23 protein-coding genes are annotated in these 25806 nt (G+C 59.1%); 12 read left to right on the forward strand and 11 right to left on the reverse strand.

Translation table 11 applies throughout. The annotated features are described in order from the left end of the window. Positions 1–9: 9 nt before the first annotated feature. The 9 genes from aruF to acs form a co-directional block, all read right to left on the reverse strand. Positions 10–1029 (reverse strand): arginine/ornithine succinyltransferase subunit alpha, encoded by a 1020-nt coding sequence (aruF, locus tag RGV33_RS25220; RefSeq protein WP_322146966.1) that lies wholly within the window; start codon positions 1027–1029, stop codon positions 10–12. A 242-nt stretch (positions 1030–1271) separates the two neighbouring features. Beyond that, positions 1272–2492 (reverse strand): aspartate aminotransferase family protein, encoded by a 1221-nt coding sequence (locus RGV33_RS25225; RefSeq protein ID WP_322146967.1) that lies wholly within the window; start codon positions 2490–2492, stop codon positions 1272–1274. Between the two features lie 223 nt (positions 2493–2715). Beyond that, positions 2716–3696: a transcriptional regulator ArgR gene (argR, locus tag RGV33_RS25230; RefSeq protein ID WP_322146968.1), complete on the reverse strand. Its 981-nt coding sequence runs from the start codon at positions 3694–3696 to the stop codon at positions 2716–2718. A gap of 245 nt (positions 3697–3941) precedes the next feature. Beyond that, entirely contained in the window at positions 3942–4706 is a 765-nt protein-coding gene (locus RGV33_RS25235; protein ID WP_003214336.1) for an ABC transporter ATP-binding protein, read from the reverse strand. 27 nt (positions 4707–4733) lie between these two features. Continuing rightward, positions 4734–5846, reverse strand: a complete 1113-nt coding sequence (locus tag RGV33_RS25240) for a succinylglutamate desuccinylase/aspartoacylase family protein (RefSeq protein WP_322146969.1) — start codon at positions 5844–5846, stop codon at positions 4734–4736. 1 nt (position 5847) lies between these two features. Continuing rightward, a complete protein-coding gene (locus tag RGV33_RS25245; protein ID WP_322146970.1) occupies positions 5848–6546 on the reverse strand; it encodes an ABC transporter permease in 699 nt (232 codons plus the stop codon). Next, positions 6543–7232, reverse strand: coding sequence for an ABC transporter permease (locus tag RGV33_RS25250; RefSeq protein ID WP_088426868.1), 690 nt, complete (start codon positions 7230–7232; stop codon positions 6543–6545). Before RGV33_RS25250 ends, RGV33_RS25245 begins: the two co-directional genes overlap by 4 nt. Before the next feature lie 91 nt (positions 7233–7323). After that, complete coding sequence (locus tag RGV33_RS25255) at positions 7324–8115, reverse strand: ABC transporter substrate-binding protein (protein WP_322146971.1); 792 nt, start codon at positions 8113–8115, stop codon at positions 7324–7326. Between the two features lie 790 nt (positions 8116–8905). Then, positions 8906–10861 (reverse strand): acetate--CoA ligase, encoded by a 1956-nt coding sequence (gene acs, locus RGV33_RS25260; RefSeq protein ID WP_322146972.1) that lies wholly within the window; start codon positions 10859–10861, stop codon positions 8906–8908. 394 nt (positions 10862–11255) lie between these two features. On the opposite strand from acs, the gene RGV33_RS25265 reads away from it, so the two are divergent. From RGV33_RS25265 to RGV33_RS25290, 6 genes are all read left to right on the forward strand, one after another. Continuing rightward, positions 11256–11525: a DUF2790 domain-containing protein gene (locus RGV33_RS25265; protein ID WP_178902594.1), complete on the forward strand. Its 270-nt coding sequence runs from the start codon at positions 11256–11258 to the stop codon at positions 11523–11525. Positions 11526–11668: 143 nt separating this feature from the next. Next, positions 11669–12532, forward strand: coding sequence for an AraC family transcriptional regulator (locus RGV33_RS25270; protein WP_322146973.1), 864 nt, complete (start codon positions 11669–11671; stop codon positions 12530–12532). 128 nt (positions 12533–12660) lie between these two features. Next, positions 12661–13914, forward strand: a complete 1254-nt coding sequence (locus RGV33_RS25275) for a DUF1479 domain-containing protein (protein WP_322146974.1) — start codon at positions 12661–12663, stop codon at positions 13912–13914. A 417-nt stretch (positions 13915–14331) separates the two neighbouring features. Then, on the forward strand, positions 14332–15582 hold the full coding sequence (locus tag RGV33_RS25280) for a ribonucleotide-diphosphate reductase subunit beta (RefSeq protein WP_167663725.1): 1251 nt from the start codon (positions 14332–14334) through the stop codon (positions 15580–15582). 145 nt (positions 15583–15727) lie between these two features. After that, entirely contained in the window at positions 15728–16441 is a 714-nt protein-coding gene (locus RGV33_RS25285) for an HNH endonuclease (RefSeq protein WP_322146975.1), read from the forward strand. A gap of 73 nt (positions 16442–16514) precedes the next feature. Further along, positions 16515–17159, forward strand: coding sequence for an HAD-IB family hydrolase (locus RGV33_RS25290; protein WP_322146976.1), 645 nt, complete (start codon positions 16515–16517; stop codon positions 17157–17159). A gap of 112 nt (positions 17160–17271) precedes the next feature. Here RGV33_RS25290 and RGV33_RS25295 read toward each other — a convergent pair whose 3' ends face one another. Continuing rightward, positions 17272–18231 carry a LysR family transcriptional regulator gene (locus tag RGV33_RS25295; RefSeq protein ID WP_322146977.1) on the reverse strand — a complete coding sequence of 320 codons (960 nt, stop codon included), beginning with the start codon at positions 18229–18231 and terminating at the stop codon, positions 17272–17274. Between the two features lie 261 nt (positions 18232–18492). On the opposite strand from RGV33_RS25295, the gene argH reads away from it, so the two are divergent. The 6 genes from argH to RGV33_RS25325 all read left to right on the forward strand — a co-directional run bounded on the left by argH (position 18493) and on the right by RGV33_RS25325 (position 24898). Further along, positions 18493–19920, forward strand: a complete 1428-nt coding sequence (argH, locus tag RGV33_RS25300; protein WP_322146978.1) for an argininosuccinate lyase — start codon at positions 18493–18495, stop codon at positions 19918–19920. Positions 19921–20025: 105 nt separating this feature from the next. After that, on the forward strand, positions 20026–20904 hold the full coding sequence (locus tag RGV33_RS25305; RefSeq protein WP_322146979.1) for an amino acid ABC transporter permease: 879 nt from the start codon (positions 20026–20028) through the stop codon (positions 20902–20904). 24 nt (positions 20905–20928) lie between these two features. After that, the gene (locus tag RGV33_RS25310) at positions 20929–21693 is read left to right on the forward strand and encodes an amino acid ABC transporter ATP-binding protein (protein ID WP_003211502.1); all 765 of its coding nucleotides are present in this window, start codon (positions 20929–20931) and stop codon (positions 21691–21693) included. A gap of 25 nt (positions 21694–21718) precedes the next feature. After that, positions 21719–22540: an ABC transporter substrate-binding protein gene (locus RGV33_RS25315; protein WP_322146980.1), complete on the forward strand. Its 822-nt coding sequence runs from the start codon at positions 21719–21721 to the stop codon at positions 22538–22540. Positions 22541–22716: 176 nt separating this feature from the next. After that, a complete protein-coding gene (locus RGV33_RS25320) occupies positions 22717–23886 on the forward strand; it encodes an MFS transporter (RefSeq protein ID WP_322146981.1) in 1170 nt (389 codons plus the stop codon). Positions 23887–23950: 64 nt separating this feature from the next. After that, positions 23951–24898, forward strand: coding sequence for a hypothetical protein (locus tag RGV33_RS25325; RefSeq protein ID WP_322146982.1), 948 nt, complete (start codon positions 23951–23953; stop codon positions 24896–24898). On the opposite strand, the gene RGV33_RS25330 is transcribed toward RGV33_RS25325, so the two are convergent. Continuing rightward, entirely contained in the window at positions 24895–25701 is an 807-nt protein-coding gene (locus RGV33_RS25330) for a sulfite exporter TauE/SafE family protein (protein ID WP_322146983.1), read from the reverse strand. The genes RGV33_RS25325 and RGV33_RS25330 overlap by 4 nt on opposite strands. Positions 25702–25806: the final 105 nt, after the last annotated feature.

Here is a 25806-nt window from a genome sequence, read left to right on the forward strand (position 1 = left end):
AACTCATTCTTAAACCGCTACCAAACGAACACTGGCACCTTCGCCGACGCCCAGGGCCTCGGCGGTTTCCAGGTCCAGGGTCACTGGCTTGCCCGGCGCGTAGTCCAGTTCCAGCATCACCGCACGGTAATCCTGCAACTGGCCGTTGCTGACCAGGTACTGACGGCCGACACCCTTGGCCATCTCGCCGATCTTCACCGGCACCACACGGCTTTGGGCGATCGAGCGAATGCCCGAAACCCGCGCGTGCAGCGTTGGGCCGCCGTCGAAAATGTCGATGTAATGGTCGGTCTCGAAGCCTTCGCGCATCAGGATGTCGAAGGTGATCTGCGCCCGTGGATGCACCTGGCCCATGGCCTCCTGGGCTTCGTCCGGCAACAGCGGCACGTAGATCGGATAGTGCGGCATCAGTTCGGCGAGGAACGTCCGGCTCTTCAACCCGCACAGACGCTCGGCGGCGGCGTAGTTGAGGTCGAAGAAGTTGCGGCCAATCGCGTCCCAGAACGGCGAATCACCGTTCTCGTCGCTGTAGCCCACGATCTCGGTCACCACCGAATCGGCAAACCGCTCCGGGTGACCGGCCACGAACAGCAGGCGGCCACGGGAATTGAGTTCCGACCACGGCGAACCCACCAGTTCCGGCACCACGTAGAAACTGGTCAGCAAGCTGTTGCCGGTCAGGTCGTGGCACTGCGAAAGCACGTGGATCTTGTTGTGGATCTTCAGCTCGCGCGAGGCGTGCACGAAGGTTTCGTTGCGGAAGCTGTAGAACGGTTCCGAGTAGCCGGCCGAAGCGACGATGGCCGAGCAGCCCACCAGCTTGCCGGCGTCGGTGTCTTCAAGGACGAAGAAATAGCTTTCTTCACCGTTGAAGCTGACCTCGGCCGCGAAGGACGCTTCGCTTGCTGCGATCTTGTCGCTCAAGCGTTCGACATCATCCGGCAAGGAGGTGACACCAATCGGGCTGTCCGCAGCCAGACGCTGTACCTCGCCCAGATCAGCCATTTGCGCGGGGCGCATCACCAGCATGGTGTCACTCCTTAACTCGAAAACTCACAGGAAAAAATGCCGGACAGGGGAACTGCCTACACAGGACTTATTGTGTAAGCAGATCCATGTGGGAGCCGGGCTTGCCCGCGATGACGGTGTGTCAGTCAGCACAGATGTTGCCTGTGGCACCGCCATCGCAGGCAAGCCAGCTCCCACACTTGATCCGGTCCGGCCTTGAAATTTTTGTTCGACGCCAGGATCGCCAGGCGCCAAACGGTCTATCAGGCTTGCGTCAGCTTTTTAACAGCACGCTCGAAGCGGTCCAGGCCTTCCTGGATATCGGCATCTTCCACCACCAGGCTCGGGGCGAAACGCACTACATCCGGGCCGGCTTGCAGGATCATCAAGCCTTCGCGTTCGGCGGCGTTGAAGATGTCCTTGGCCTTGCCTTTCCAGGCATCGCTCAACACGCAACCGAGCAGCAGGCCCAGGCCACGCACTTGGGTGAAGATGCCGTATTGCTGGCCGATCTTCTCCAGGCGGGCAACGAACAGGTCGTGCTTGGCATTAACGCCGGCCAGCACTTGCGGGGTGTTGATCACGTCAATTACCGCTTCCGCCACCGCGCACGCCAGCGGGTTGCCGCCGTAGGTGGTGCCGTGGGTGCCAACGACCAAATGCTTGGCCAGGGCCTCCGTAGTCAGCATGGCGGCGATCGGGAAACCGCCGCCCAGGCTCTTGGCGCTGGTGAGAATATCCGGCACGACGCCGTAATGCTGGTAGGCGAACAGCTCGCCGCTGCGGCCCATGCCGGTTTGCACTTCGTCGAACACCAGCAGCGCGTTGTTCGCGTCGCACAGGTCGCGGGCACCTTGCAGGTATGCAAGCTCGGCCGGCAATACGCCGCCTTCGCCCTGGATCGGCTCGAGCACCACGGCGCAGGTCTTGTCCGAAATCGCCGCTTTCAGCGCTTCCAGATCGTTGAAGGGCACGTGGGTGATGCCAACGATTTTTGGACCGAAGCCGTCGGAATACTTCGACTGGCCACCCACGTTCACAGTGAACAGGGTGCGGCCGTGGAAGCTGTTCAGCGCGGCGATGATTTCGTATTTCTCGGTGCCAAAACGGTCGAACGCGACGCGACGGGCCAGCTTGAAGGCGGCCTCGTTGGCTTCGGCGCCGGAGTTGCAGAAGAACACGCGCTCGGCAAAGGTAGCGTCGATCAGCTTATGGGCCAGGCGCAAGGCCGGCTCATTGGTGAAGACGTTGGACACGTGCCACAGCTTGTTGGCCTGTTCGGTCAGTGCACCGACCAGCGCCGGATGGGCGTGGCCCAATACGTTGACCGCGATGCCGCCGGCAAAGTCGATCAGCTCTCGGCCCGCCTGGTCCCATACGCGCGAACCTTCGCCACGCACGGGGATGAAAGCGGCAGGTGCGTAGTTGGGAACCATGACCTGGTCGAAATCGGCACGTTGCACCGGGGCTTGCTCAACGGACATCGGAGTCTCCTGAAGAGGAACGCCTGCCTGAAACTGGCGGGCGATGCAGGGATTGTAAGGACAGTTTTCAGCGCGGCCTTGCCGCCAAGCGACAACTTCTTATAGCGCCAACCCGCGATTTTCGCGGGTTTACGCCAATGCGACAAATAGCATCGCAATGGCGCAGTTTAAACGCTGGCGCGGGGTTTGCGGCGCTCCGGGCGCTAAATGAATGACCGAGGCCTCAACCGCGCTCGGAGGGCACCGACGACAATTCGAATGGGCTGCTGCTGCGCCGCTGGTTGCGGTCTTCGCGAGGGGTGGCGCCGAAGAAGTTGCGATAGGCGCTGGAAAAGTGCGGCCCCGAGGAGAAGCCGCAGGACAGGCCGATCTGGATGATCGACTTGCTGGTTTGCATGAGCATCTGGCGGGCCTTGTTCAGGCGCAGTTCCAGGTAATACTGGCTGGGGACACGATTGAGGTATTGCTTGAAGATCCGCTCGAGCTGTCGTCGGGACACGCATACGTGCTGGGCAATTTCGTCGGTGGTCAGCGGCTCTTCGATATTGGCTTCCATCAGCAATACGGCCTGGGTCAGCTTGGGATGGCTGGAGCCCAGGCGGTTTTGCAGCGGGATACGCTGGCGCTCGCCGCCTTCACGGATGCGCTCCACCACCAGTTCTTCCGAGACGGCGCCCGCCAGTTCAGCGCCGTGGTCACGGGCCAGCACCGCCAGCAACAGGTCGAGTACCGACATGCCACCGCAGGCGGTCAGGCGGTCACGGTCCCAGTCAAACAGATGGCTGGTGGCGATGACCTTGGGGAAACGCTCGGCGAAATCATCCTGCCAGCGCCAGTGCACGGCGGCGCGATAACCGTCGAGCAAACCCAGTTGCGCCAACGGATAAACACCGGCTGACAAACCGCCAATCACGCAACCTGCCCGAACAAGCTGCTTGAGCGCCGTGCTGAGTTGGGAAGCGATGACGGCAGGCGGCTCATCTGCCAACAAGAACAGCTTTTGAAAACCTTCCAGCTTGCCCGCCCAAGGTTCACCGGGCAGTTGCCAGGCGCCTTCGATCGGCGGTTCAGCCTGCAAAAACGACAGTTCGTACACCACGTCCGGATGCACCCGCTGAGCAACGCGCAAGGCCTCCTCAGCCAGCGCAAGCGTCAGTGCTTTAGTGCTGGGCCAAATCAGGAAACCAATTCGATGGGCAGTCATGGAGTGCTATCCGAAGCGAAAAACAGTAATGAAGACAAAGGCCAATGCTAGCCCGTAAACCAACACAAATCTCAAAACATATAGAGATCTAATGTGGGAGCTGGCTTGCCTGCGATGGCGGCATGTCTGTGCCAGAGAGGCAAACTGACCCACCGCCATCGCAGGCAAGCCAGCTCCCACGGGGATCGGGGCCAGCCTTAAAGCTGTGAAGCTTGCACTAATTCAGTGCATAAAAGCAGTTCTGTTTATTTCAAGCTGCCGGAAAGAAACTGCTGCAAACGCTCGGACTGCGGGTTGACCAGCACTTCGCGCGGGTTGCCACGTTCCTCGACAATGCCTTTGTGCAGGAACACCAACTGGTTGGAGACTTCACGGGCAAAGCCCATTTCGTGAGTCACCACCACCATGGTCCGGCCTTCCTGGGCCAGGTCCTGCATCACCTTGAGCACTTCGCCTACCAGCTCCGGGTCGAGGGCCGAGGTGGGCTCGTCAAACAGCATCACCTCAGGCTCCATCGCCAGGGCACGTGCAATCGCCACGCGCTGCTGTTCGCCGCCGGACATATGGCCGGGGAACGCATCCTTGCGATGGCCCACACCGACTTTAGCCAGGTAGTGCTCGGCCTTTTCCCGGGCGTCTTTTTTCGACATACCGAGCACGTGCACCGGCGCTTCCATGACGTTTTCCAGAGCCGTCATGTGCGACCACAGGTTGAAGTGCTGGAACACCATCGACAGTCGCGAACGCATGCGTTGCAGCTGTTTAGGGTCTGCGGCCTTCATGGCGCCGTCCTTGTTGGCCACCAGCTTCAGCTCTTCGTTATTGAGCAGAATCTTGCCGGCGTGGGGTTGCTCCAGCAGGTTGATGCAGCGCAAAAAGGTACTTTTGCCCGAACCGCTGGACCCGATGATGCTGATCACATCACCGGCCGCGGCGGCCAGGGACACACCTTTGAGCACTTCATGACTGCCATAGCGTTTATGCAGGTCTTGGACTTCAAGTTTGTACATGCGGTCGGTTCTCACAAAAACAGTTGGTCAGTCGTTGAGCAAGCGCCCGTGCCGCAGCGCGTCGCGCCCCGCCACCTTGGCCAGCCAGAAACCCGCTTGGGCATAACGTAGCCGTTCAACGGCAAACAACACCCCAGGCGTACCCGCGCACACAATGCTGACGCGGTCGGACAAGGGATCGATCACTTCAAATATCGGGTCGCCGGTTTCCACCACATCACCGGCTTTACGCAGGTAACTGATCACGCCGGCGTGGGGCGCAAACAACAATTCGGTGCCTTCAAAGGGCAGGCCTTCGCAGGGTTCGTGTTGCGGCGCGGGCCATTCACCACGGATCAAGCCCTGCTCGGCAAGAAACGCCAGGATGCCCTCGGCGTGGAAAATCGCTTCGTCACGCCCCGTATCGGCCTGGCCGCCCAGCTCCAGCGTCGTGGCCAGGCATGCCAACGGAACCTGCGCCTCGGGGAACGCCCGGGACAAGCGCAACCACGGCAGCGAACAGGCTTCGTCAAACGAGCTGCCGCCGGAGTCTTCCGCCAGCAGGCCGACCTTCACATTCAGGTGCGCCGACAGCGAACGCCACTGCGGCCAGTGTTGCGGCAGCGCGTACATGTGCAGCGCGGCCTCGGCATCGCAATGCAAGTCGAGGACCACGTCGGCGGTGCACGCATGGTTCAGCAACACCCGCTGCATGCCTTGCATCTGGCTGCTTGGCGCCGGCAAGGCGTTAAGCGCATCGGTCATGGCCTGGCGGATCAGCCGGACGTTGGCATGGGGATCATCCCCAAGCTTATCCTTGAGCAACTCGGCAACCGGCTCGCTCAACTCGACGAAATCCCGGTTGAAATTCTTGCCACTGCCGATCTCGAAACGGCCCTGGTGACTGCCTTGCAGCAGTTGCCCCAGGCCCATCGGATTGGCGACCGGCACCAGCTCGATAACGCCGTTGAGGGCGCCCTGCTGCTCCAGTTCGGCCAGGCGTTTTTTCAGCTCCCAGGCGGCGCGCATGCCGGGCAACTCGTCGGCGTGCAGGCTGGCCTGGATATAAGCCTTGCGCTCGCCGCTGCCGAAACGGAACACCGTCAGTTGGCGCTCGCAACCCAGGTGACCCCAGGGCAACAGGTGATCGATACGTTCCATATCAATGCTTCCGTGGAGCCAGGTAGCTCAACCAGCGGCCTTCGGCCAGCTTGAACAGGCGCACCAGGATAAAGGTCAGGCACAGGTAGAACGCACCGGCGGTGATATAGGCTTCGAACGGCAAGTAATACTGGGCGTTCACCGTGCGCGCGGCGCCGGTGATATCGATCAGGGTGACGATGGAGGCCAGGCTGGTGGTCTGGAGCATCATGATCACTTCGTTGCTGTATTGCGGCAGCGCCCGGCGCAGGGCCGACGGCAGCAAAATCCGGCGATACAGCTTGTAGCGCGACATGCCCATGGCCTTGGCCGCTTCGATCTCGCCATGGGGCGTGGCCTTGAGGCTGCCGGCGATGATTTCGGCGGTGTAGGCGCTGGTGTTCACGGCAAACGCCAGGCACGCACAGAAGGTCGCGCTGGACAGCAGCGGCCACAGGAAGCTTTCACGCACCGCTTCGAACTGGGCCAGGCCGTAGTAGATCAAAAACAGCTGCACCAGCATCGGCGTGCCGCGAATCACGTAGGTGTAGAGCCAGGCCACACCGTTGACGACCGGCTGCTTGGACACGCGCATCAGGCCCAGGGGCAAGGCTGCGAGCAAGCCGAAGAACAGCGAAATGGCCAGCAGTTTCAGGGTGGTCAGCAAGCCGCCGAGGTACAGCGGCATGGCCTCCCAGATGACGTTGTAGTCGAAGATCATAGATCAGCCGCCTTTACGCCTACCGAGTAGCGCTTCTCAAGATGACGCAGGGCCAGTAACGACACGCTGGTGATCACCAGGTACATCGCCGCCACCGCGAGGAAGAAGGTAAAAGGCTCGCGGGTGGCGTCTGCCGCCTGCTTGGCCTTGAACATCATGTCTTGCAGGCCCACCACCGAGATCAGTGCGGTGGCCTTGGTCAGTACCAGCCAGTTGTTGGTAAACCCGGGGATCGCCAGCCGAATCATCTGCGGCACCATCACCCGGAAAAACACCTGGAACGGGCTCATGCCATAAGCCATGCCGGCTTCGGCCTGGCCCTTGGGAATGGCCATGAAGGCGCCACGGAAAGTTTCCGAAAGGTAGGCGCCAAAGATGAAACCCAGGGTGCCGATACCGGCGGCCAAGGGGTTCAAGTCAATATAGTCGTCGTAGCCCAGCAGGGGCGCGACGCGGTTAAGCAGGTCCTGACCGCCGTAGAAAATCAGCAGGATCAGCACCAGGTCGGGGATCCCGCGGATCACCGTGGAGTACAGGTCGCCCAGCCAGGCCAACCAGCGCACCGGCGAGAGGCGCAACGCGACCCCGATCAGACCCAGAACAATGGCCAGGGCCATGGACGACAAGGCGAGCTGAAGCGTCAACCATGCGCCATCGAGGATGACAGCCCCGTAGCCTTTCAACATGATTCAGGTCCTCGAAAAGGGGGATGAAAAAATGGCGCAAACTTCAGAGACCCTGTTGCTTGCGCCATTGCGGACAGACAGCTGCGACGATTTACTTGGCGGCAGTTTCCGGGCCGTAAATGTCGAAGTTGAAGTACTTGTCCTGGATGGCCTTGTACTTGCCGTTGGCACGGATCGCAGCGATGGCTGCGTTGATGCGGTCCAGGTTTTCCTTGTCGCCTTTGCGTACCGCGATGCCGATGCCGTCGCCGAAGTACTTGGCGTCGGTGAAGGCCGGGCCGGTGAACGCGTAGCCTTTACCGGCTGGCGTGTCGAGGAAGCCTTCCTGCAACAGGGTAGCGTCGGCTACGGTGCCATCAAGGCGACCGGCTTCCACGTCCAGGTAGATTTCGTTCTGCGAGCTGTAAGGAACGATGGTGGCGCCTTTAGGGGCCAGGACTTCCTTGGCGAAACGGTCGTGGATCGAACCACGTTGCACGCCGATCTTCTTGCCCTTCAGTTCATCCAGGCTGTCAGTGACCGCAGTGCCTTCCTTCAACACCAGGCGAGCCGGGGTGAGGTAGTAACGGTTGGTGAAGTCCACGGACTTCTTGCGGTCTTCAGTGATGGACATCGAAGACAGGATGGCGTCGATCTTGCGCACTTTGAGTGCCGGGATCAGGCCGTCGAATTCTTGCTCGACCCAGGTGCACTTGACCTGCATCTGCTCGCACAGGGCGTTGCCGATGTCGTAGTCAAAACCGACGATGCTGCCATCCGGAGCCTTGGAGGCAAACGGAGGGTAAGCCGCTTCAATACCAATCTTCAGTGGCTTGCCTTCGGCGAAAGCCTGCATGGACAGCACGGACAGCGCCAGGGCGCCCAACAGCACGAGTTTCTTCATCTTGGGACTCCATCGGTATAGGGCAAAACAGCAGTATGAGCCAGAGCCCACGATGCGACTGAGTGAAACCGAATAGCGTTGCTGCGTCCTGCGCCAGTTTCACATCGGCGACGACGAGCGAGTGATCGGCATTCTAACGACAGGCCGGAAGCCGATATTTCCTCAATGCGACAACAATTTACAGATGCACCGAGAAAGCGGTTCCAGCACATTGACAGCCCCTGGATTTTATGCAGAGGCAAAAGATGTTAAACCAGTTAACGCTGCAAATTGCGGGCCTATTATTCGCAAACCCTTCTAGCACGGCAAGTGTAGCGTTTGATCTAATTTTACAGGGTGTCTAAAACGCGGGTTTTAGGGGCACCGGCGTAGCACTTTGCCTCATGTTTGGGCGTGGGGTTACACATTTGCAGGGGTCGGTAACATTCTGAAACTTCCTACGACACAATCCGATATTTATTGGCCTTGTGTAAGTCGCTCCATTGGATGAACGGCGGTGGAATGCAGTCGGCTGTGGGAGCGGGCTTGCTGGGGGTGGGGGGGCTTGCTGTGGTGAGGGGGCTTGTCCCCCGCCGGGTTCACCATAGATTGATGGGGCTGCTTCGCAGCCCAGCGCGGGGCAAGCCCGCTCACCACAGCAAGCCCGCTCACTACAGCAAGCCTGCTCATTACAGCAAGCCTGCTCACCACAGCAAGCCCGCTCCCACAGTTGATTTTTGGTGTTTTTGTGGGCGCACAAAAAAGCCCCACCCGGCCTACGCCGAATGGGGCTCTGCCCCACAAACCCGCCTTACGCGACGTTCATGGTCTTGTGCGTCTCAATCAAATGCGCCACCACTCCCGGGTCTGCCAGGGTGGAGATATCCCCCAACCCGTCGTACTCAGCGGTCGCAATCTTGCGCAAAATCCGGCGCATGATTTTCCCCGATCGGGTCTTCGGCAAACCCGGCGCCCACTGGATCACATCCGGCGAGGCAATCGGACCGATCTCTTTACGCACCCAGTTTTTCAGCTCCAGGCGCAACGCTTCATTCGGCTCTTCGCCGTTTTTCAGCGTCACATACACATAGATACCCTGGCCCTTGATGTCGTGCGGCACCCCCACCACCGCCGCTTCCGCGACTTTCGGGTGGGCAACCATGGCGCTTTCAATCTCGGCAGTGCCCATGCGGTGGCCGGACACGTTGAGCACGTCATCCACCCGCCCGGTGATCCAGTAGTAGCCATCCTCGTCACGACGCGCACCGTCTCCGGTGAAGTACATGCCACGGAAGGTCTTGAAGTAGGTGTCCACAAACCGGTCATGGTCGCCATACAGCGTGCGCGCCTGGCCCGGCCACGAGTCGAGAATCACCAGGTTGCCCTCGGCCACGCCCTCGATCAGGTTGCCCAGGTTATCCACCAGCGCCGGCACCACCCCAAAGAACGGGCGTGCCGCCGAACCCGGCTTCAGCGCATGCGCGCCGGGCAACGGGCTCATCATGTTGCCGCCGGTCTCGGTCTGCCACCAGGTATCCACGATCGGGCAACGGGATTGGCCGACGTTCTTGTAGTACCAGTCCCACGCTTCCGGGTTAATCGGCTCACCCACCGAACCCAACAGGCGCAAGCTGCTACCGTCGGCGCCTTCCACGGCGGCCTTGCCGGACGCCATCATTGCGCGGATCGCAGTAGGAGCGGTGTAGAGGATATTGACCTTGTGCTTGTCGACGATCTTCGCCACCCGGGTGATGTCCGGGTAGTTCGGCACGCCTTCGAACAGCAGCGTGGTCGCACCGTTGGCCAGCGGGCCGTAGACGATATAGGTGTGGCCAGTAACCCAGCCGACGTCGGCGGTGCACCAGTAGATTTCGCCCGGGCGGTAGTCGAACACGCGCTCGTGGGTCAGGGCTGCGTACAACAGGTAGCCGCCGGTGGTGTGCTGCACGCCCTTCGGCTTGCCGGTGGAGCCGGAGGTGTAAAGGATGAACAGCGCTTCCTCGGCGCCCATCTCTTTCGGCGCGCACACGGTACCCGCCACTTTCATCAGGTCTTCGTACCAGATGTCGCGATGCTGGTTCCACTTGATGTTGCCGCCGGTGCGCTTGCACACGATGACTTTCTGGATGCTGCTGGTTTCCGGGTTGGTCAGGGCATCGTCGACGTTGGCCTTCAGGGAAATCTTCTTGCCGGCACGAATGCCTTCGTCGGCGGTGATCACCACCTTGGATTTGCAGTCAATGATCCGACCGGCCAAGGCCTCTGGCGAGAAACCGCCAAACACCACCGAGTGAATCGCACCGATCCGGGTACAGGCCAGCATGGCGACCACGGCTTCGGGAATCATCGGCATATAGATAGTCACCACGTCGCCGCGGTGCACATCCTGGCCGCGCAGGGCGTTGGCGAACTTGCAGACTTCTTCATGCAGCTCGCGGTAGGTGATGGTGCGGCTTTCGGCCGGGTCGTCGCCTTCCCAGATGATTGCCGACTGATCGCCGCGCTCGGCGAGATGACGGTCCAGGCAATTGTAGGAAACGTTGAGGGTGCCGTCGGCAAACCATTTGATGTCGACATGGTGATCGTCGAAGGAGGTCTGCTTCACCGTGGTGAAAGGCTTGATCCAGTCAAGGCGCTTGGCTTGCTCGCGCCAGAAACCGTCGGGGTTGACCACCGACTGCTGGTACATGGCCTTGTAGGTCGCCTCATCGGTCAGCGTGTTGGCTGCTACTTCGGGGCGAACGGGGTACAGAGAAGCCGCACTCATCTTTCTTACCTCGGTGACATAGTTGTTGTTGTATGGCCCTGTTGTAGCCGGGCCGGGCCTATAGAACCATTCGACGATGGTAGTAACAAGCCCCTACAAATTGCCCTCCTATACCCCGGCGGCGCTCTGGCCCGCGGCCTGTGGCGCTTTGCAGGTTTCTGAAAAAACCTTCATTTCGCGATTGTTACAAAAACCACCAATAGTGTTTATCAAAAGCACGGGTATATGAATATAACCCGCACGCCTAAAATCAACCTCGCCATCAAGGCACCGTGATTAACAACGTAACAGCCCCCACGAAGGCATCGTTAATCCGAACTTCCCAATCAAGTTACACACGTGGCCTCACAAGGGCCCCGTGACCCCTTTCGACCACCAAAAGGTAAATAGTCAAATGAAAGCGTTATTAGTTATGGCCCTTAGCAGCTTGTGCGCCACCGCCGCCCTGGCCGACGAAGCCCCGACTGACGTAGCCAGCCAGAGCACTCCGATTGTTGAAGACTACACCTACAGCACCCACCTGGACGTTGCCAAAGTATTGTCCATGAGTGAAGTTCCGGATGTATGCCAAGTTGTACCGGTAAAAATGGAATATGAAGACTCGCAAGGTCAGCGTCATATTCTTCAATATCAAGTGATGGGTAACGGTTGCTCTAACGGGTAATAACTTCGTTAGTTGCCATTCACTCAGATCTTATTCGCCGCAAGAAATCGTTCTTGCGGCAAAGAGCTGGCTTCTCCCCCATCGTTTGAATCGAATGCTACGATTGTGGCGCCGCCACCTCACCTGCACAGCAGGATTCATTCATGCGAGCCAGTTTCGAAAAAATTCCGACCGAGGCGAACACCTCCTGGACCCTGCTGAACAGGCGTCTACCGGAGGCGATTCCGTTTGAATGGCATCACCATCCCGAATACGAACTGACCCTCACCCTGAACAGCCGCGGGCACCGCTATATCAGCAACGATGTGGCGCTGTACGATGATGGCGACCTGGTGCTGGTGGGCCCGAACGTGCCGCATAGCTGGTCTTCTGCCGAGCTGATCGACCCTGCCAAACCGCACATTGCCTTGGTCATCTGGTTTTCCGAGGCCTGGGCGGATTCGCTGGTGCAGTTGTTTCCGGAGATGGCATCGACGCGCGCACTGTTGGTTGCAGCGCGGCAGGCACTGAGCTTCAGTGACGCTACGTCCCGGGCACTGCGGCCGGTGATCGAAGCCATGGTCGAGCAAGACGCCTCCCAGCGGCTGATCTCGTTGCTCACCGTGCTCAACACATTGTCCCGGGACGTCGCCGCGCAGCCTATTGCGATAGAAGTTGCGACGCCACACATCACGGAAGACGCACGCATCCGCCGCGTCCTGGACCACTTGCACGGCCACTATGCGCAACCTGTGGGCATTCCCGAATTGGCACAAATGGCCTGCGTCAGCGTCTCCGCCTTCCACCGAATGTTCCGCAAACACACACGCTGCACGGCACTGGACTACATCGTTCGGCTGCGTATCGGACACGCCTGTGCGCTGTTGATGCAGGGCAACCTGGCGGTCAGCGCAATTTCCGAACAGGTTGGTTATGCATCCCAGGCGTTGTTCAATCGGCAGTTCAAGGCGCACAAGGGCATGACGCCTTCACAATTTCGGGTTCAGCACGGCCATCACTTTCAATAAGCCGATTCTTCTACACGCCTTATTACGAACGCCATAATCGTATTACTCAACGCGCCAAATCAGGCTGCCGCCCGAGCAGGCTGGAGTGGTTCCATACCTGTATGCACAACAACAATACAGGTCACCCCATGAGCAACTACCACGCCTTCGAATGTGCCGAGCTGCCGGACGACTACAAGCGCAGCATCGTCGCGATGAAAAAGGCATTGCGCGCGCAAATCGGCGATGTGTCCGCGCTGTTTGCCGAGGTCAGCGAGTTTATCTGCGGTGAAATCGCCTCGATCAAGGCTACTACCGCCTGGCCCGAGCTCGACTTTGAGACCATCGCCAACGGCCGGGTCACCGAAGAACAACGAGCCCTCATCAAACGCCGAGGCTGCCTGGTGATCCGCAACCACTTCCCCCGCCAGCAAGTGCTCGGGTGGGACAAAAGCCTGCTGGACTACCTCGACCACAACCATTTCGACGAGGTCTACCGCGGCCCGGCCGACAACTTCTTCGGCAACCTAGAAGCCTCACGCCCGGAAATATTCCCCATTTATTGGTCCGACGCCCAGATGCAGGTGCGCCAACACGAACGCATGGGCGCCGCACAGTCATTCCTCAACCGCCTGTGGACCATCAACTCCCAGGGCCGGCAATGGTTCGACCCTGACATCAATGCGCTGTACCCCGACCGCGTGCGCCGCCGCCCACCCGGCACCACCTCCAAAGGGCTTGGCCCGCACACCGATTCCGGCGCGCTGGAACGCTGGCTGCACCCCGCCTACCTCAAGGTGTTCGACAAAATCTACTGCAACGACTTCAAGTCGTACGACCCATGGGACGCCGCGCATCGCACCGAAGTCGATGAATATGCCTACAAGGACACGGTGAAATGCTCCGCCTTCCGCACCTTCCAGGGCTGGACCGCGCTGTGCGACATGCAGGCCGACCAAGGCGTGCTGCATACGCTGCCGATCCCCAAGGCCATGGCCTACCTGCTGCTGCGCCCGTTGCTGGACGACGCTCCCGAAGATGAACTGTGTGGCGTTGCGCCGGGCAAGGTGTTGCCCATCTCAGAAAAATGGCACCCGTTGCTGGTCCAGGGCATGACCCCGATTCCGGACGTGCAGGCCGGCGACTCGGTGTGGTGGCACTGCGACCTAATCCACAGTGTCGCCCCCGTCGAAAACCAACAGGGCTGGGGCAACGTGATGTACGTGCCCGCCGCGCCCATGTGCCCGAAAAACCGGCGGTACGCCAAGGATGTGCTTCGGGCGTTCGAGCAAGGGGTTTCGCCGGGTGACTTTGCCCGGGAGGACTATGAAAGGGACTGGGGTGACCGCTTCATGAAATCGCAATTGAATGCGCCGGGCCGTAAAGGGTTGGGGCTGGAATAAGCGCCGCGCCAGCGCATCGAAACAAACGCCTACCGCCCGTCAAAAAAATCCAAGCCAGGCAAAGCCTTGTAAACCCGGACCTTGGCTGCAAACACCACCATTTTGGCCGCTCACCGAGGCCATCCGCCGCAACACAAAGTCGAATTTTTCCCTATAATGCGCGGGTAAATCGGGCCTGCAATATCCCTTTACACTGGGATGAAGAGCCAGACCTGAGGCCCCCGCTGGAGCTCGCAAGCATCGCTCCGCCCCTCAAGCCTCAAGCAGAACACCCGTAACCCCTGATTCCGTTTAATGCGTGCGCTAGCTGCAACAAACGATTCCTTAAGATCCACCGCGGCCTTTGGGCCTTGTGAACACCCAACCATCCGGTTTCACACGGGCACCTTAGAGCCCTCACGCAGGAGACGACACGTCATGCTGAGCTGGGACGAATTCGACAAAGAAGAAGACGGCGAAGTAGTTGCCAAAGGCGCCAACGCCGGCCACGCCACCGAAGCCAACATGGACCGCCTCGACGGTGCCGGCGCTGCTGCCGCCATCGAAGCCCGCGCCGTCACCGCCAATGACTCCGCCGCCATCGTGCGCGCCAAGGCCGCCCTCGACAAACTCGACGTCGCCGAAGGCCTCGCCGAGCTGGAAGGCTCCGCCGCCCGCGTCGCCGTTGACGAAAAGCGCATGATCAACTGCCGCGCCGACCTCAACCAACTCGTGCCTTTCAAGTACGACTGGGCCTGGCAGAAATACCTCGACGGCTGCGCCAACCACTGGATGCCGCAAGAGGTCAACATGACCGCCGACATCGCCTTGTGGAAAACCCCCGAAGGCCTGACCGACGACGAACGTCGCATCGTGATGCGCAACCTCGGCTTCTTCTCCACTGCCGACTCGTTGGTCGCGAACAACCTGGTACTGGCTGTTTACCGCCTGATCACCAACCCGGAGTGCCGCCAGTACATCCTGCGCCAGGCCTTCGAAGAAGCGATCCACACCCACGCCTACCAGTACTGCATCGAATCGCTGGCCATGGATGAAGGCGAGATCTTCAACATGTACCACGAGATTCCATCGGTCGCCAAAAAGGCTGCCTGGGGCTTGAAGTACACCCGTTCGATCTCCGATCCGAAGTTCGAAACCGGTACTGTTGAGACCGACAAAGAGCTGCTGCGCAACCTGGTCGCTTACTACTGCGTATTGGAAGGCATCTTCTTCTACTGCGGCTTCACCCAGATCCTGTCCATGGGCCGTCGCAACAAAATGACCGGCGTGGCGGAGCAGTTCCAGTACATCCTGCGGGATGAGTCGATGCACCTGAACTTCGGTATCGATGTGATCAACCAGATCAAAATCGAAAACCCGCATTTGTGGGATGCCGAGATGAAGGAAGAAGCGACCCAGATGATCCTGCAAGGGACTCAGCTGGAGATTGAATACGCGCGTGACACCATGCCGCGTGGGGTGCTGGGGATGAATGCGGCGATGATGGAGGATTACCTCAAGTTCATCGCGAACCGTCGTCTGTCGCAGATTGGTTTGAAGGAAGAGTATCCGGGGACGACGAATCCGTTCCCTTGGATGAGCGAGATTATGGACTTGAAGAAAGAGAAGAATTTCTTTGAGACTCGGGTTATCGAGTATCAGACTGGTGGGGCGTTGAGCTGGGATTGATTCTTGAGTTAATTAAAAAGCCCTGACTTGTTCAGGGCTTTTTTATACACGCAAAATGCCAAATCCTACGCCGCTGTAGGAAATTTCGTGGACGTGCTAGTGGCCACTCAGTATCGTCCGAGGACTTTCTACCCTCGGCGATTGTATGGATATCACAAAAGACAGCATTGACTGGAGCGACGAGGAATTAGCCGCGGCAGTCGAGACTTACTTGAAGATGTTGGCGTGGGAGAACAGCGGCCAACACTTTAATAAAGCCCATGAAAACCGCTTGCTACGTCAGGGAGCAATCGCAGGGCGTACAGAAGGCTCCATCGAATTTCGTATGCAGAATATTTCTGCAGTTCTGGTCCAAATGGGCCGGAATCGGATCAAGGGATACAAACCTGCAAATAACGTGGGCTCGGGAGTAGAACAACAGATTCGCAAAGCCCTCGCTGCCCTTCGTATATTTGAATCAGATGAAACAGCCCAAACTGCAGATGAGCAAACCCTCGTCCGCCGCGCCTCCAAGCTACTGCAGCAGCCCATCGAAAAGGTGCCGGACGGAATTGCGAAGCCACAGAAAGTATCCATCGTCGGTACGGCTTTTGTTCGTGATCCTAAAGTACGCGCTTGGGTACTGAAAGAAGCCAATGGCATCTGCGAAGGCTGCGGCTCACACGCGCCTTTCGAAGTCGATGGCCAGCCATTTCTTGAAGTACATCACGTCAAGCACCTCGCCCAGAAGGGTTCGGATCGCATCACCAATGCTGTAGCCTTGTGCCCCAATTGCCATCAGCGGTGTCATCGGTCGAGCGACCGGGATATTTTCACCAAAGGGCTTTACTCCAAAATCAACAGATTGATACCGGAGTAAACTCTTGCTGTCAGAGCAGATGCACCTTCCAAAAAATAGTAGATAGGACCGAGACCCGCCCGTGAACCCAGACATGCTCGAATCCGGCCCCTTGGATGCCAAAGTACTTTCCGTCTTTGACTTCGACGGCACCCTGACCCACCACGACAGTTTCGTGCCATTCCTGAAGTTCGCCTTTGGTAAAGGCGAGTTCATGCGCAGAATGGTGAAGCTGGCGGTGCCTGGCGCGCAGTTTCTGTTGCGCGTCATTAGCCGTGATGAGCTCAAGGCGCAGTTGATCCGCACCTTTATGACCGGCGTGGACAGGGCGTGGGTTCAGCAGAAGGCTGAAGAGTACTGCCAGGCGTATTGGAACAAGTTGATGCGGCCGACCGGGCTGCAATCGGTGGCCGATGAGGTGAAGTCCGGGGCGGTGGTGACGCTGTGTTCGGCGTCGCCGGCGTTGGTGTTGCAGCCGTTTGCGGATCGGCTTGGGATCAAGCTGATTGGCACTGAGCTTGAGGCGGTTGACGGGGTGTTGACTGGCAAGCTCACGGGGAATAATTGCCGATGTGAGAATAAGGTGCTTCGGCTTGAGGCGGTTTATGGGGATCTGGGGGAGTATCGGCTCAGGGCCTGGGGTGATACGCGCGGGGATCGGGAGTTGTTGGCGGCGGCGCAGGATGCGCATTTTCGGCATTTTCATGCGAAGAAAAAGCGGGCCAAGTTGCAGCGGTGATGCGGGTGGATGGGGTCTGCGGGTAGACCGAGTTGATCCCATCGCAGCCTCGCTGGGGCTCGACAGCTCCTACAGGTGAGCTCTGTATATCCTTAAGGTGGGTGGGAATTCGTTAGATTGGCTCTTTGAGATCCACACCCAGCGCCGTCGCGAAGGCTTTGACCAGCGGGCTGCGCGGGGTGTTGTGTTTGAGGATGACGTTGAACGGGGTGCTCAGGTGGATCTGCTCCGGGCATAACACGCGCAGGCGCCCTTCCCTCACCAGCGGCGTGGCGTAGTGTGCCGGGAGGAAGCCCAGGAAGCGGCCAGTAAGGATGAGGATGGCCACGGCTTCTACCTGTGAGGCCGACGCGGACTGGCTGTCGTAGCTGACGAAGTTGGCTTTGTCGCTATGGATCGCGTACCGATGATTGACCACTTCATGCTGGCGCAACACATCTGCGTTGATCTCGCTCGCTTCAAACAGCGGATGCCCGACGGCGCAGTAGGCGTGAGACTTTTCTTCGTACAACGGGAAATAATCGAATTCCTCTCGCCGCTGGTACACCGGCACGATGCCGACAATCAGCCGCCCTTCCACCACGCCGCGTTCAACTTCGTCCAATTGCGAGGCATGTAGGCGCAATCTTATTTTTGGTGATTCGGTATGTAATTTCCCCAGCGCTTTAATCAGCGGGGAATTAACGTCCGACACGGTGTTATCAATAACGCCCACACTAAGGTCGCCGATCAGTTCATTCTGCGCCGAACTAAGCTTGTCTCTGAAACTGTCCACGGAGGCGAATAATTCGATGGACGCCTGGTAGACCAACTTGCCTTCTTCGGTCAGGCCAAACCCTTCCCGGCCCCGCGTACACAGGCGCATGCCGATGCGGATTTCGAGGTCGGAAATCTGTTTGCTGATCGCTGCCAAGCCCACATTCAGCTCATTCTGCGCCGCGCTGAAGCCGCCCGCTTCGACCACAGCCTTGAACACCCGCAGCAATTTGAAGTCCAGCCCGCTGAGTTGCAGGGGCGGTCTTGTGCCGGGTTTTGGCGGTATGTTTCCAGAATTGGAAAGTGGGGTTTCCATAATACGTGTTGACCTCAAGTGCCATATTCAACAGGCTTTGACCTACTCCATGAACATCGCCGGGCGGCAATAATGAACATACTTAACCGCCCTTGGCAACCTTGAATATAGCGGGTTGAACGGCTTTTACCGGCTGATTTAACGCCCTGAAAACCTGACACTTCGATCAGGACTTTTCGTTTTGCTACTGCCCTCCGAATCCATAAGGCCAAGCCACGTCCAGCGGGTTTGTCACTTCTAAAAACAAGCGTGAGGAACACCATGTCTCAGCCCACCGATCGCCTCTGGGGTGCTCGTTTCAAGTCCGGCCCATCTGCTGCTTTGGCCGCGCTGTCGCGTTGCCCCGAGCGCTACTTTCGCCTGACGCCTTACGACCTGGCCGGCTCCCGGGCCCATGCCCGTGAGTTGCAGCGCGCCGGGTTGCTGGATGAGTCGGAAACCTTGCGCACTTTGGAAGCGCTGGATCGGATTGGCGAAGACTTTGCCGCTGGCCGCCTGCACCCGACGCTGGATGACGAGGACGTGCACACCTTCATCGAGCGGGTGTTGACCGAGCGTTTGGGCGCCTTGGGCGGCAAGTTGCGCGCCGGGCGTTCGCGCAATGACCAGACGGCCAACGATTTGCGCCTGTTCCTGCGGGACCACGCGCGCACCATCACCACTGAGGTGTTGGGGTTGCAGCAAGCACTGGTAGACCAGGCCGAGCAGCATATCGAGAGCATTTGCCCGGGCTTTACCCACTTACAGCAGGCGCAACCGATTGTATTCGCCCATCACTTGCTGGCTCACGCGCAATCGATGCTGCGGGATGTGCAACGCCTGGTGGATTGGGATGCGCGCACGGCGTTGTCGCCGTTGGGCGCGGCGGCGATGGCGGGTTCGGCGATTGCGCGCCAGCCAGAGCATTCGGCCAAGGAGATGGGTTACACCGGGCCGTGCGAAAACTCTATCGACGCTGTAGCCAGCCGTGACCACGTGGCGGAGTTTCTGTTTGTGGCGGGCATGCTCGGGGTGAATATTTCGCGATTGTCGGAGGAGTTTTGCCTGTGGTCATCGCGGCAGTTTCGCTGGGTGCAGTTGGACGATGCCTACGCCACCGGGAGCTCGATCATGCCGCAGAAAAAGAACCCGGACATTGCCGAATTGGCGCGGGGCAAGGCTGGGCGCTTGATTGGCAACCTGACCGGGTTGATGTCGACGCTCAAGTCCTTGCCACTCTCGTACAACCGCGATTTGAGTGAAGACAAGCACAGCGTGTTAGACAGCGTGGATACGTTGCTGTTGGTGCTGCCGGCAATGGCCGGGATGGTCGCGACGATGAAGGTGCAGGTGGAGGAGCTGCGGCGCCAGGCGCCAATGGGTTTCACCCTGGCAACCGAGGTGGCGGATTGGTTGGCCACCCGCGGCGTGCCGTTCAAGGAGGCCCATGAGATTACCGGCGCCTTGGTCCAGGCCTGTGAGAAGCATGAGATTGAATTGTGGGAAGCGTCGCCGGCGTTGTTGGCGGAGGTGGATACGCGGCTGACACCTGAGGTGCGTGAGTGCCTGACCCTGGAAGCGGCGATTGCGGCGCGCAGTGGTTGGGGCGGTACGGCGCCGGAACGGGTAAGAGAGCAGATTGGGCGGTTGAAGGTGGCGTTGGCAGAACAACAGAAGTGGACTGAGAGTTACCAAGGATTCCGGATTTAAGCCTGTGGGACTGGGGTGCATGTGCCGACGCTATCGCAGGCAAGCCAGCTCCCACAGTTGGACCGAGTACATCCGCTAGAGATTTATTAGTTTCGGAGAGTCACCATGAAGCAAACCCCGGCAGAGCGCTTGCAAGCCGAGCGCCAGCAGACCGAAAACCAGTTCGATATCACGAAGTACGAGCACGTGCCCCGTCGCTACTACGGCCGGATGGTGTTCGCCACCCTGATCGTGGTCGCCCTGGCCGCCTTGCTGCGGGCGTTTGCCAACGGTCAGATCGAATGGTCCTACATCGGTCAGTTCCTCACGTCCGAGGCGATCATCTGGGGCTTGGTGAACACCATCATCATGTCGATCCTGGCCATGGCGCTGGGCGTGGTGATCGGGGTGATCACGGCGATCATGCGCATGTCGGCCAACCCGATCCTGCGCTACGTGGCCATCACCTACACCTGGCTGTTTCGGGGCACGCCACTGATTCTGCAACTGCTGTTGTGGTTCAACCTGGCGCTGATTTTCCCGGTGATCTCGATTCCCGGCCTGTTCAGCATCGACACCGTGGACCTGATGACGCCGTTCGTGGCCGCCCTCCTCGGCCTGAGTATCAACCAGGGCGCCTACACCGCTGAAGTGGTGCGCGCCGGCCTGTTGTCGGTAGACACCGGCCAGTACGAAGCCGCCAAGTCGATCGGCATGCCGAGCCTTCAGGCGTTGCGTAGGGTGATTCTGCCCCAGGCGATGCGGGTGATCATTCCGCCTGTAGGCAACGAGTTCATCAGCATGGTGAAAATGACCAGCCTGGCGAGTGTGATCCAGTACTCGGAGCTGCTGCACAACGCGCAAAACATCTACTACGCCAACGCCCGGGTGATGGAGCTGCTGATTGTTGCCGGCATCTGGTACCTGGCGGTGGTGACTGTTCTTTCATTCGGTCAGAGCCGCCTTGAGCGTCGTTTTGCCCGCGGCACCGGCAAGCGCTCGTAAGCCCTGACTGAGGAGATTTGCCCCATGAGAAGCATCGTCAAGGCCGTGAACCTGAACAAGTATTACGACCAGTATCACGCGTTGCAGGACATCAACCTGGAAGTCGAACAAGGCGAAGTGCTGTGCATTATCGGCCCGTCGGGTTCCGGCAAAAGTACCCTGCTGCGCTGCGTCAATCAGCTGGAAAAAATCGACAAGGGCGGCCTGTGGGTCGATGGCGAACTGGTGGGTTACCGGGTCGTCGGCAACAAGCTGCATGAGTTGAATGAATCACAGATCGCCCGTCAGCGCTTGGCCACCGGCATGGTGTTTCAGCGCTTCAATTTGTTCCCGCACATGACCGTGTTGCAGAACATCATCGAAGGCCCGTGCCAGGTGCTCAAGCGCTCGCCCAAGGAAGCCACCGAAGACGCGTTGGAGTTGCTGGCCCGCGTCGGCCTGGCGGACAAGCGCAATGCCTACCCGGTGGAATTGTCTGGCGGGCAGCAACAACGTGTGGCAATTGCCCGCGCGTTGGCGATGCGCCCCAAGCTGATGTTGTTTGACGAACCCACGTCAGCCCTCGACCCGGAGCTGGTAGGAGAAGTGCTGTCGGTGATGCGCGACTTGGCCACCACCGGCATGACCATGATTGTGGTCACCCATGAGTTGGGCTTCGCGCGCGAAGTGTCCAACCGCATGGTGTTTATGGACGCCGGCCAGATTGTGGAAGCCGGCAGCCCTGAAGAAATTCTAATAAGCCCACAAAACCCGCGTACCCAAAGCTTTATTTCTGCCGTTCGCACTTAACTAAAAAACTAACGAGAACGCCCCCATGAAAAATCTGTTTCTTCCAAGTTTGCTCGTAGGCCTGATGGCCTCCACGTCGGTTTTGGCGGCATTGCCGGCAGCGATCAAGGACAAGGGTGAGATCAGCGCGGCCATCGTGCCGAACTACCCGCCGATGGATTTCAAGGACACCGCCACCAACAAACTCACCGGCCTGGACTTTGACCTGGGCAACGCCCTGGCCGAGCGCCTGGAGGTGAAGATCAAGTGGCAGGAAACCGGCTTCGAACAGATGCTCAGCGGCCTGACCACCAAGCGCGTGGACATTGTGCTGTCGGGCATGAGCGACACGGCCGAGCGCCAGAAGGCGGTGACCTTTATCGATTACTTCACCAGCGGCCCGCAGCTGTACACCCTGGCCAAGCGTGAAGACCTCAAGGAATTGACTGACCTGTGCGGCAAGAAAGTCGGCACCAGCCGACGTACTACCTGGCCGTCGGAAATTGCCGCCTGGAGCAAGGAAAACTGCGAGAAAGCCGGTAAGCCAGCGATCGTAGTCATTGGCACTGAAGGTTCTGCGGATGCTCGTGCGCAGTTGCAGCAAAACCGTCTGGATGCGGCGATGCAGGGCAGTGAAACCATTCCTTACCTGATGTCGCTGGACAAGGGTAAGTACAAGCCGGTGGGCCTGGCGATTTCCAAGCAGTTCACGGGGCTGGGGATTGAGAAGAGCAATACCGAGTTGGTCACAGCCATCAGCGAAGCGCTGCAGGGCATGATTGATGATGGGACGTACGGCAAGATTCTGCAGAAGTGGGACCTGGAACAGGGTGCGGTGGAAAAAATCAGCATCAATGCTGGCCAGTAACACCGCGTAACCCTGTGGGAGCCGGGCTTGCCCGCGATGGCGGTGAGTCAAGCGACGAATATAAAAGCTGACCCACCGCCATCGCAGGCAAGCCAGCTCCCACATTTGATCTTCATTGATTTGTAGAACAATGCTCGGCTTGACTACGCATTTATGACAAGGACATCCGCCCCACCGTGGCCACCTACTCCCTGGTAATCCGCCGCCTGATGATCTGCTCGGTGACCATCGTCGTCAGCCGCGCCATGACCAGCCCATTGCTCGCCCTATTACTCAGCACCCGCCTGGGTCTAAACCAGCAAGACATTGGCTTGCTGATGGGCATCGCCGTATTCATCGCCACGCTGCTGGGCCTGTACGGCGGCTACATCATCGACCGCCTGGAAAAACGCAAACTGTTGATCCTGGCGATGCTCTCCAGCGCCATCGGTTTTCTGTTGCTGACCTTTGCCAACAACCTGTACCTGACCACCCTGACCCTGGTGATCACCGAAGCCGCGTCGGCGCTGTTCCTGATCGGCTCCAAGGCGATCATCAGCGAGAACCTGCCGGTGGGCCAGCGCGCCAAGGTGTTTTCCCTGCGCTACACCCTGACCAATGTGGGCTACGCCACCGGCCCCATGCTGGGCGTGGTGATCGCCGGCCACATGCCGCTGGCGCCGTTCCTGATCGCCAGCGCGATTGCCTTTGGCAGCCTGTTCTTGATGATCGGCATCCCACCGACCCAACGCGATGACAGCAACAAACCCTTAAGTTTTCTCAGCACCCTGAGGACGCTGCGCAGCGATCGCACCTTGATCCTGTTTACCAGCGGCAGCCTGTTGAGCACCATTGTCCACGGGCGCTACACCCTGTATCTGTCGCAGTTCCTGCTGGTGGCCTACAAGCCAGAGAGCGCGCTGAAAATTCTCTCGGCCGTGCTGGCGTGCAACGCCATCACGGTAATTCTGATGCAGTACCAGATCAGCCGATTCCTCAAGCGTGAACAACTGCGTTACTGGATCGTGCTCGGCACCTCGCTGTTTATCGCCGGGTTGATCGGCTTCAGCATGGCGGACAGCCTGGTGTCGTGGTGCATCGCGATGTTTGTGTTCACCCTGGGGGAGATGATCATCTACCCTTCCGAATTCCTGTTTATCGACACCATCGCCCCGGACGCCCTGCGCGGCAGTTATTACGGCGCACAAAACCTGGCGGCATTTGGCGGGGCATTGAGCCCGGTGATCTGCGGCTACCTGCTGATAAACGCCTCGCCGGCCTCGATGTTCTATGTGCTGAGTGGCCTGACCGCGGTAGGCGGCACCTTGTGCTTCCTGAGTGGCCGGCGGGTGACGGTTCGTACCTGATTTCTGCTGATATTTGCGCCATATCCCGCTATTAATAGCGAAATCTCTCACGGACCCGAGCCCCATGAAATTCGACACGGCCTACAGCCTGAGTCTCGACGACAAGCTGTCGATCTACGACGTGCGCGACCTGAATTTCGACGAAACCGCCGCCTTCGATTCCGACAAGGACAGCTTCCTGTGCCCCAACGACGAGTGCCGGGCAGCGTTTGAGGCGGGCAATGTGCTGGGTACGTTCAACGCGAAAAACGTCAATTACCTGCGCACGCCGCACTTCAAGAATATCCCCAGCACCCGACATATCGAGGGTTGCCGTTACGCCAGCCGCCATGTCGGAAAAGGTGAAGCAGAGGATGGGCCGGAGGAAAATTTCCCGTCGGAATTTGTCCTGACCCGACGCCAGTACCCACGCAAGACACCGCTGATCGGTGCCGAGGGCGGCACCCCGCAAGAACCACCGAAAACGCCGACAACCCGCAGCACCTTGTCTCACAGTTCAAGCGAGACCACTCCGGACAAGACCAGCGTCTTCGCCCATCCGGTGGAGTGCTACGTGTCCAATATCGATGACAAGGAAAAGCTTAAAAGCATGCCCTTGAAGATCGGCGATCACACCGCGACCTATTGGACGTTTTTCAAGAAGATCGAATACCTGCAAGACAACAAAGGCCTGATCTATTGGGGCAGGATCAAGGAGATCAAGGACTACACCAGCAGCTTTCGCATCGACTTCGAAAAGAAGGCCTGGCTCGACAAGAAGCCCTACTCGGTCAACGTTTACCTGAGCAAAAAACTGATCGAGAACTACCGCAAGCGCAACGCATTCCTGGAGCAGATCAAGGCGGCAGTGGGCAGTGAGCGGGCGTTGTATTGCTTCTTCTACGGCGTGACGCCGCAGCTGAAACATGTGCCGAGCAAGAAGAACCCCGAGCAGACGTTCGGGGTGTTCAGTGCCAATATCGAGAACCTGGACCACCTGATTATCCGCGAGGCGCCGGGGCTGGAGAGCTAGAGCAGCATGCTCACCATCACCACGCCCAACAACCCGATATACACCCGCGCATGCAACGCATCCGGGATGCGACCGATCCACGGCGTGGCCAGGCGAATGCCCAGAAGCGAGCCCAAGGTGAGGATGGCAAACGCCAGCAAGTCGATATAGCCGACAAACCACGCGCCCAATTCCACGTTGGCGAATCCTGCCATGACCATGTAGGTAAACGTACCGGCCAGCGCCACCGGCACGCTCAACGGGTTGGCCATGGACGTGGCCTGGGACATGCTCAAGCCGCAACGGCGCAACAGCGGCACGGTCATCACGCTGCCGCCCACCCCCAGGAAAGTCGCGATCGCACCAATGACGATGCCACCGCCCGCCACTTCCGTGCCGCTCAGGCGTCGTGGATGGAGCGTGTCGTCCTGGCTGAGAAAGCCCCGGCGCAACAGGCAATCGACGATGGTGACCGCCAGGTACGCGATAAAGGCGTAGCGGATGAAATCGCCGGTGGCGAACATCGCAGCGCCGGCTCCCAGCACGGCGCCGACCCCGATAAACCCGCCCAACGGCCACAGGTAATGGCGAATCAGATTACCTTTGCGACGGTGTTTTCCGGTGGCAATCAGCGCATTGACGATCATCACGCACGTGGAAGTGGCGACTGCAATATGCATCGCTGATTCACTCACGCCCGCGTCGTGGCTGAGGGTGAGCATGCCGTACAGTAACGGCACCACCACGAACCCGCCGCCGAATCCGAACAGCACCGCCGTCACGCCGGTCATGCAGCCAAACAGCGCCAGTAATAGATAGAACATCCAGTATCGCCTTCAGCATCGGGGAGAGCTGACGACAATAGAGAATCAAGGCTTGGCCCGCTTGCGCAAGTCGGCCAATAATATGCGAGATATTGCCACTGCCGG

The sequence above is a fragment of the Pseudomonas sp. Bout1 genome, assembly GCF_034314165.1.
GTDB lineage: Bacteria > Pseudomonadota > Gammaproteobacteria > Pseudomonadales > Pseudomonadaceae > Aquipseudomonas.

Coding starts and splice junctions, on each gene's coding strand:
- RGV33_RS25240 (WP_322146969.1), bottom strand. CDS start 5,846: ATGGAACGTATCGATCACCTGTTGCCCTGGGGTCACCTGGGTTGCGAG.
- RGV33_RS25305 (WP_322146979.1), top strand. CDS start 20,026: ATGAAGCAAACCCCGGCAGAGCGCTTGCAAGCCGAGCGCCAGCAGACC.
- RGV33_RS25310 (WP_003211502.1), top strand. CDS start 20,929: ATGAGAAGCATCGTCAAGGCCGTGAACCTGAACAAGTATTACGACCAG.
- RGV33_RS25295 (WP_322146977.1), bottom strand. CDS start 18,231: ATGGAAACCCCACTTTCCAATTCTGGAAACATACCGCCAAAACCCGGC.
- RGV33_RS25275 (WP_322146974.1), top strand. CDS start 12,661: ATGAGCAACTACCACGCCTTCGAATGTGCCGAGCTGCCGGACGACTAC.
- argR (WP_322146968.1), bottom strand. CDS start 3,696: ATGACTGCCCATCGAATTGGTTTCCTGATTTGGCCCAGCACTAAAGCA.
- RGV33_RS25290 (WP_322146976.1), top strand. CDS start 16,515: ATGCTCGAATCCGGCCCCTTGGATGCCAAAGTACTTTCCGTCTTTGAC.
- RGV33_RS25235 (WP_003214336.1), bottom strand. CDS start 4,706: ATGTACAAACTTGAAGTCCAAGACCTGCATAAACGCTATGGCAGTCAT.
- RGV33_RS25245 (WP_322146970.1), bottom strand. CDS start 6,546: ATGATCTTCGACTACAACGTCATCTGGGAGGCCATGCCGCTGTACCTC.
- acs (WP_322146972.1), bottom strand. CDS start 10,861: ATGAGTGCGGCTTCTCTGTACCCCGTTCGCCCCGAAGTAGCAGCCAAC.
- RGV33_RS25330 (WP_322146983.1), bottom strand. CDS start 25,701: ATGTTCTATCTATTACTGGCGCTGTTTGGCTGCATGACCGGCGTGACG.
- RGV33_RS25315 (WP_322146980.1), top strand. CDS start 21,719: ATGAAAAATCTGTTTCTTCCAAGTTTGCTCGTAGGCCTGATGGCCTCC.
- RGV33_RS25265 (WP_178902594.1), top strand. CDS start 11,256: ATGAAAGCGTTATTAGTTATGGCCCTTAGCAGCTTGTGCGCCACCGCC.
- RGV33_RS25255 (WP_322146971.1), bottom strand. CDS start 8,115: ATGAAGAAACTCGTGCTGTTGGGCGCCCTGGCGCTGTCCGTGCTGTCC.
- RGV33_RS25225 (WP_322146967.1), bottom strand. CDS start 2,492: ATGTCCGTTGAGCAAGCCCCGGTGCAACGTGCCGATTTCGACCAGGTC.
- RGV33_RS25325 (WP_322146982.1), top strand. CDS start 23,951: ATGAAATTCGACACGGCCTACAGCCTGAGTCTCGACGACAAGCTGTCG.
- aruF (WP_322146966.1), bottom strand. CDS start 1,029: ATGCTGGTGATGCGCCCCGCGCAAATGGCTGATCTGGGCGAGGTACAG.
- RGV33_RS25285 (WP_322146975.1), top strand. CDS start 15,728: ATGGATATCACAAAAGACAGCATTGACTGGAGCGACGAGGAATTAGCC.
- RGV33_RS25250 (WP_088426868.1), bottom strand. CDS start 7,232: ATGTTGAAAGGCTACGGGGCTGTCATCCTCGATGGCGCATGGTTGACG.
- RGV33_RS25280 (WP_167663725.1), top strand. CDS start 14,332: ATGCTGAGCTGGGACGAATTCGACAAAGAAGAAGACGGCGAAGTAGTT.
- RGV33_RS25270 (WP_322146973.1), top strand. CDS start 11,669: ATGCGAGCCAGTTTCGAAAAAATTCCGACCGAGGCGAACACCTCCTGG.
- argH (WP_322146978.1), top strand. CDS start 18,493: ATGTCTCAGCCCACCGATCGCCTCTGGGGTGCTCGTTTCAAGTCCGGC.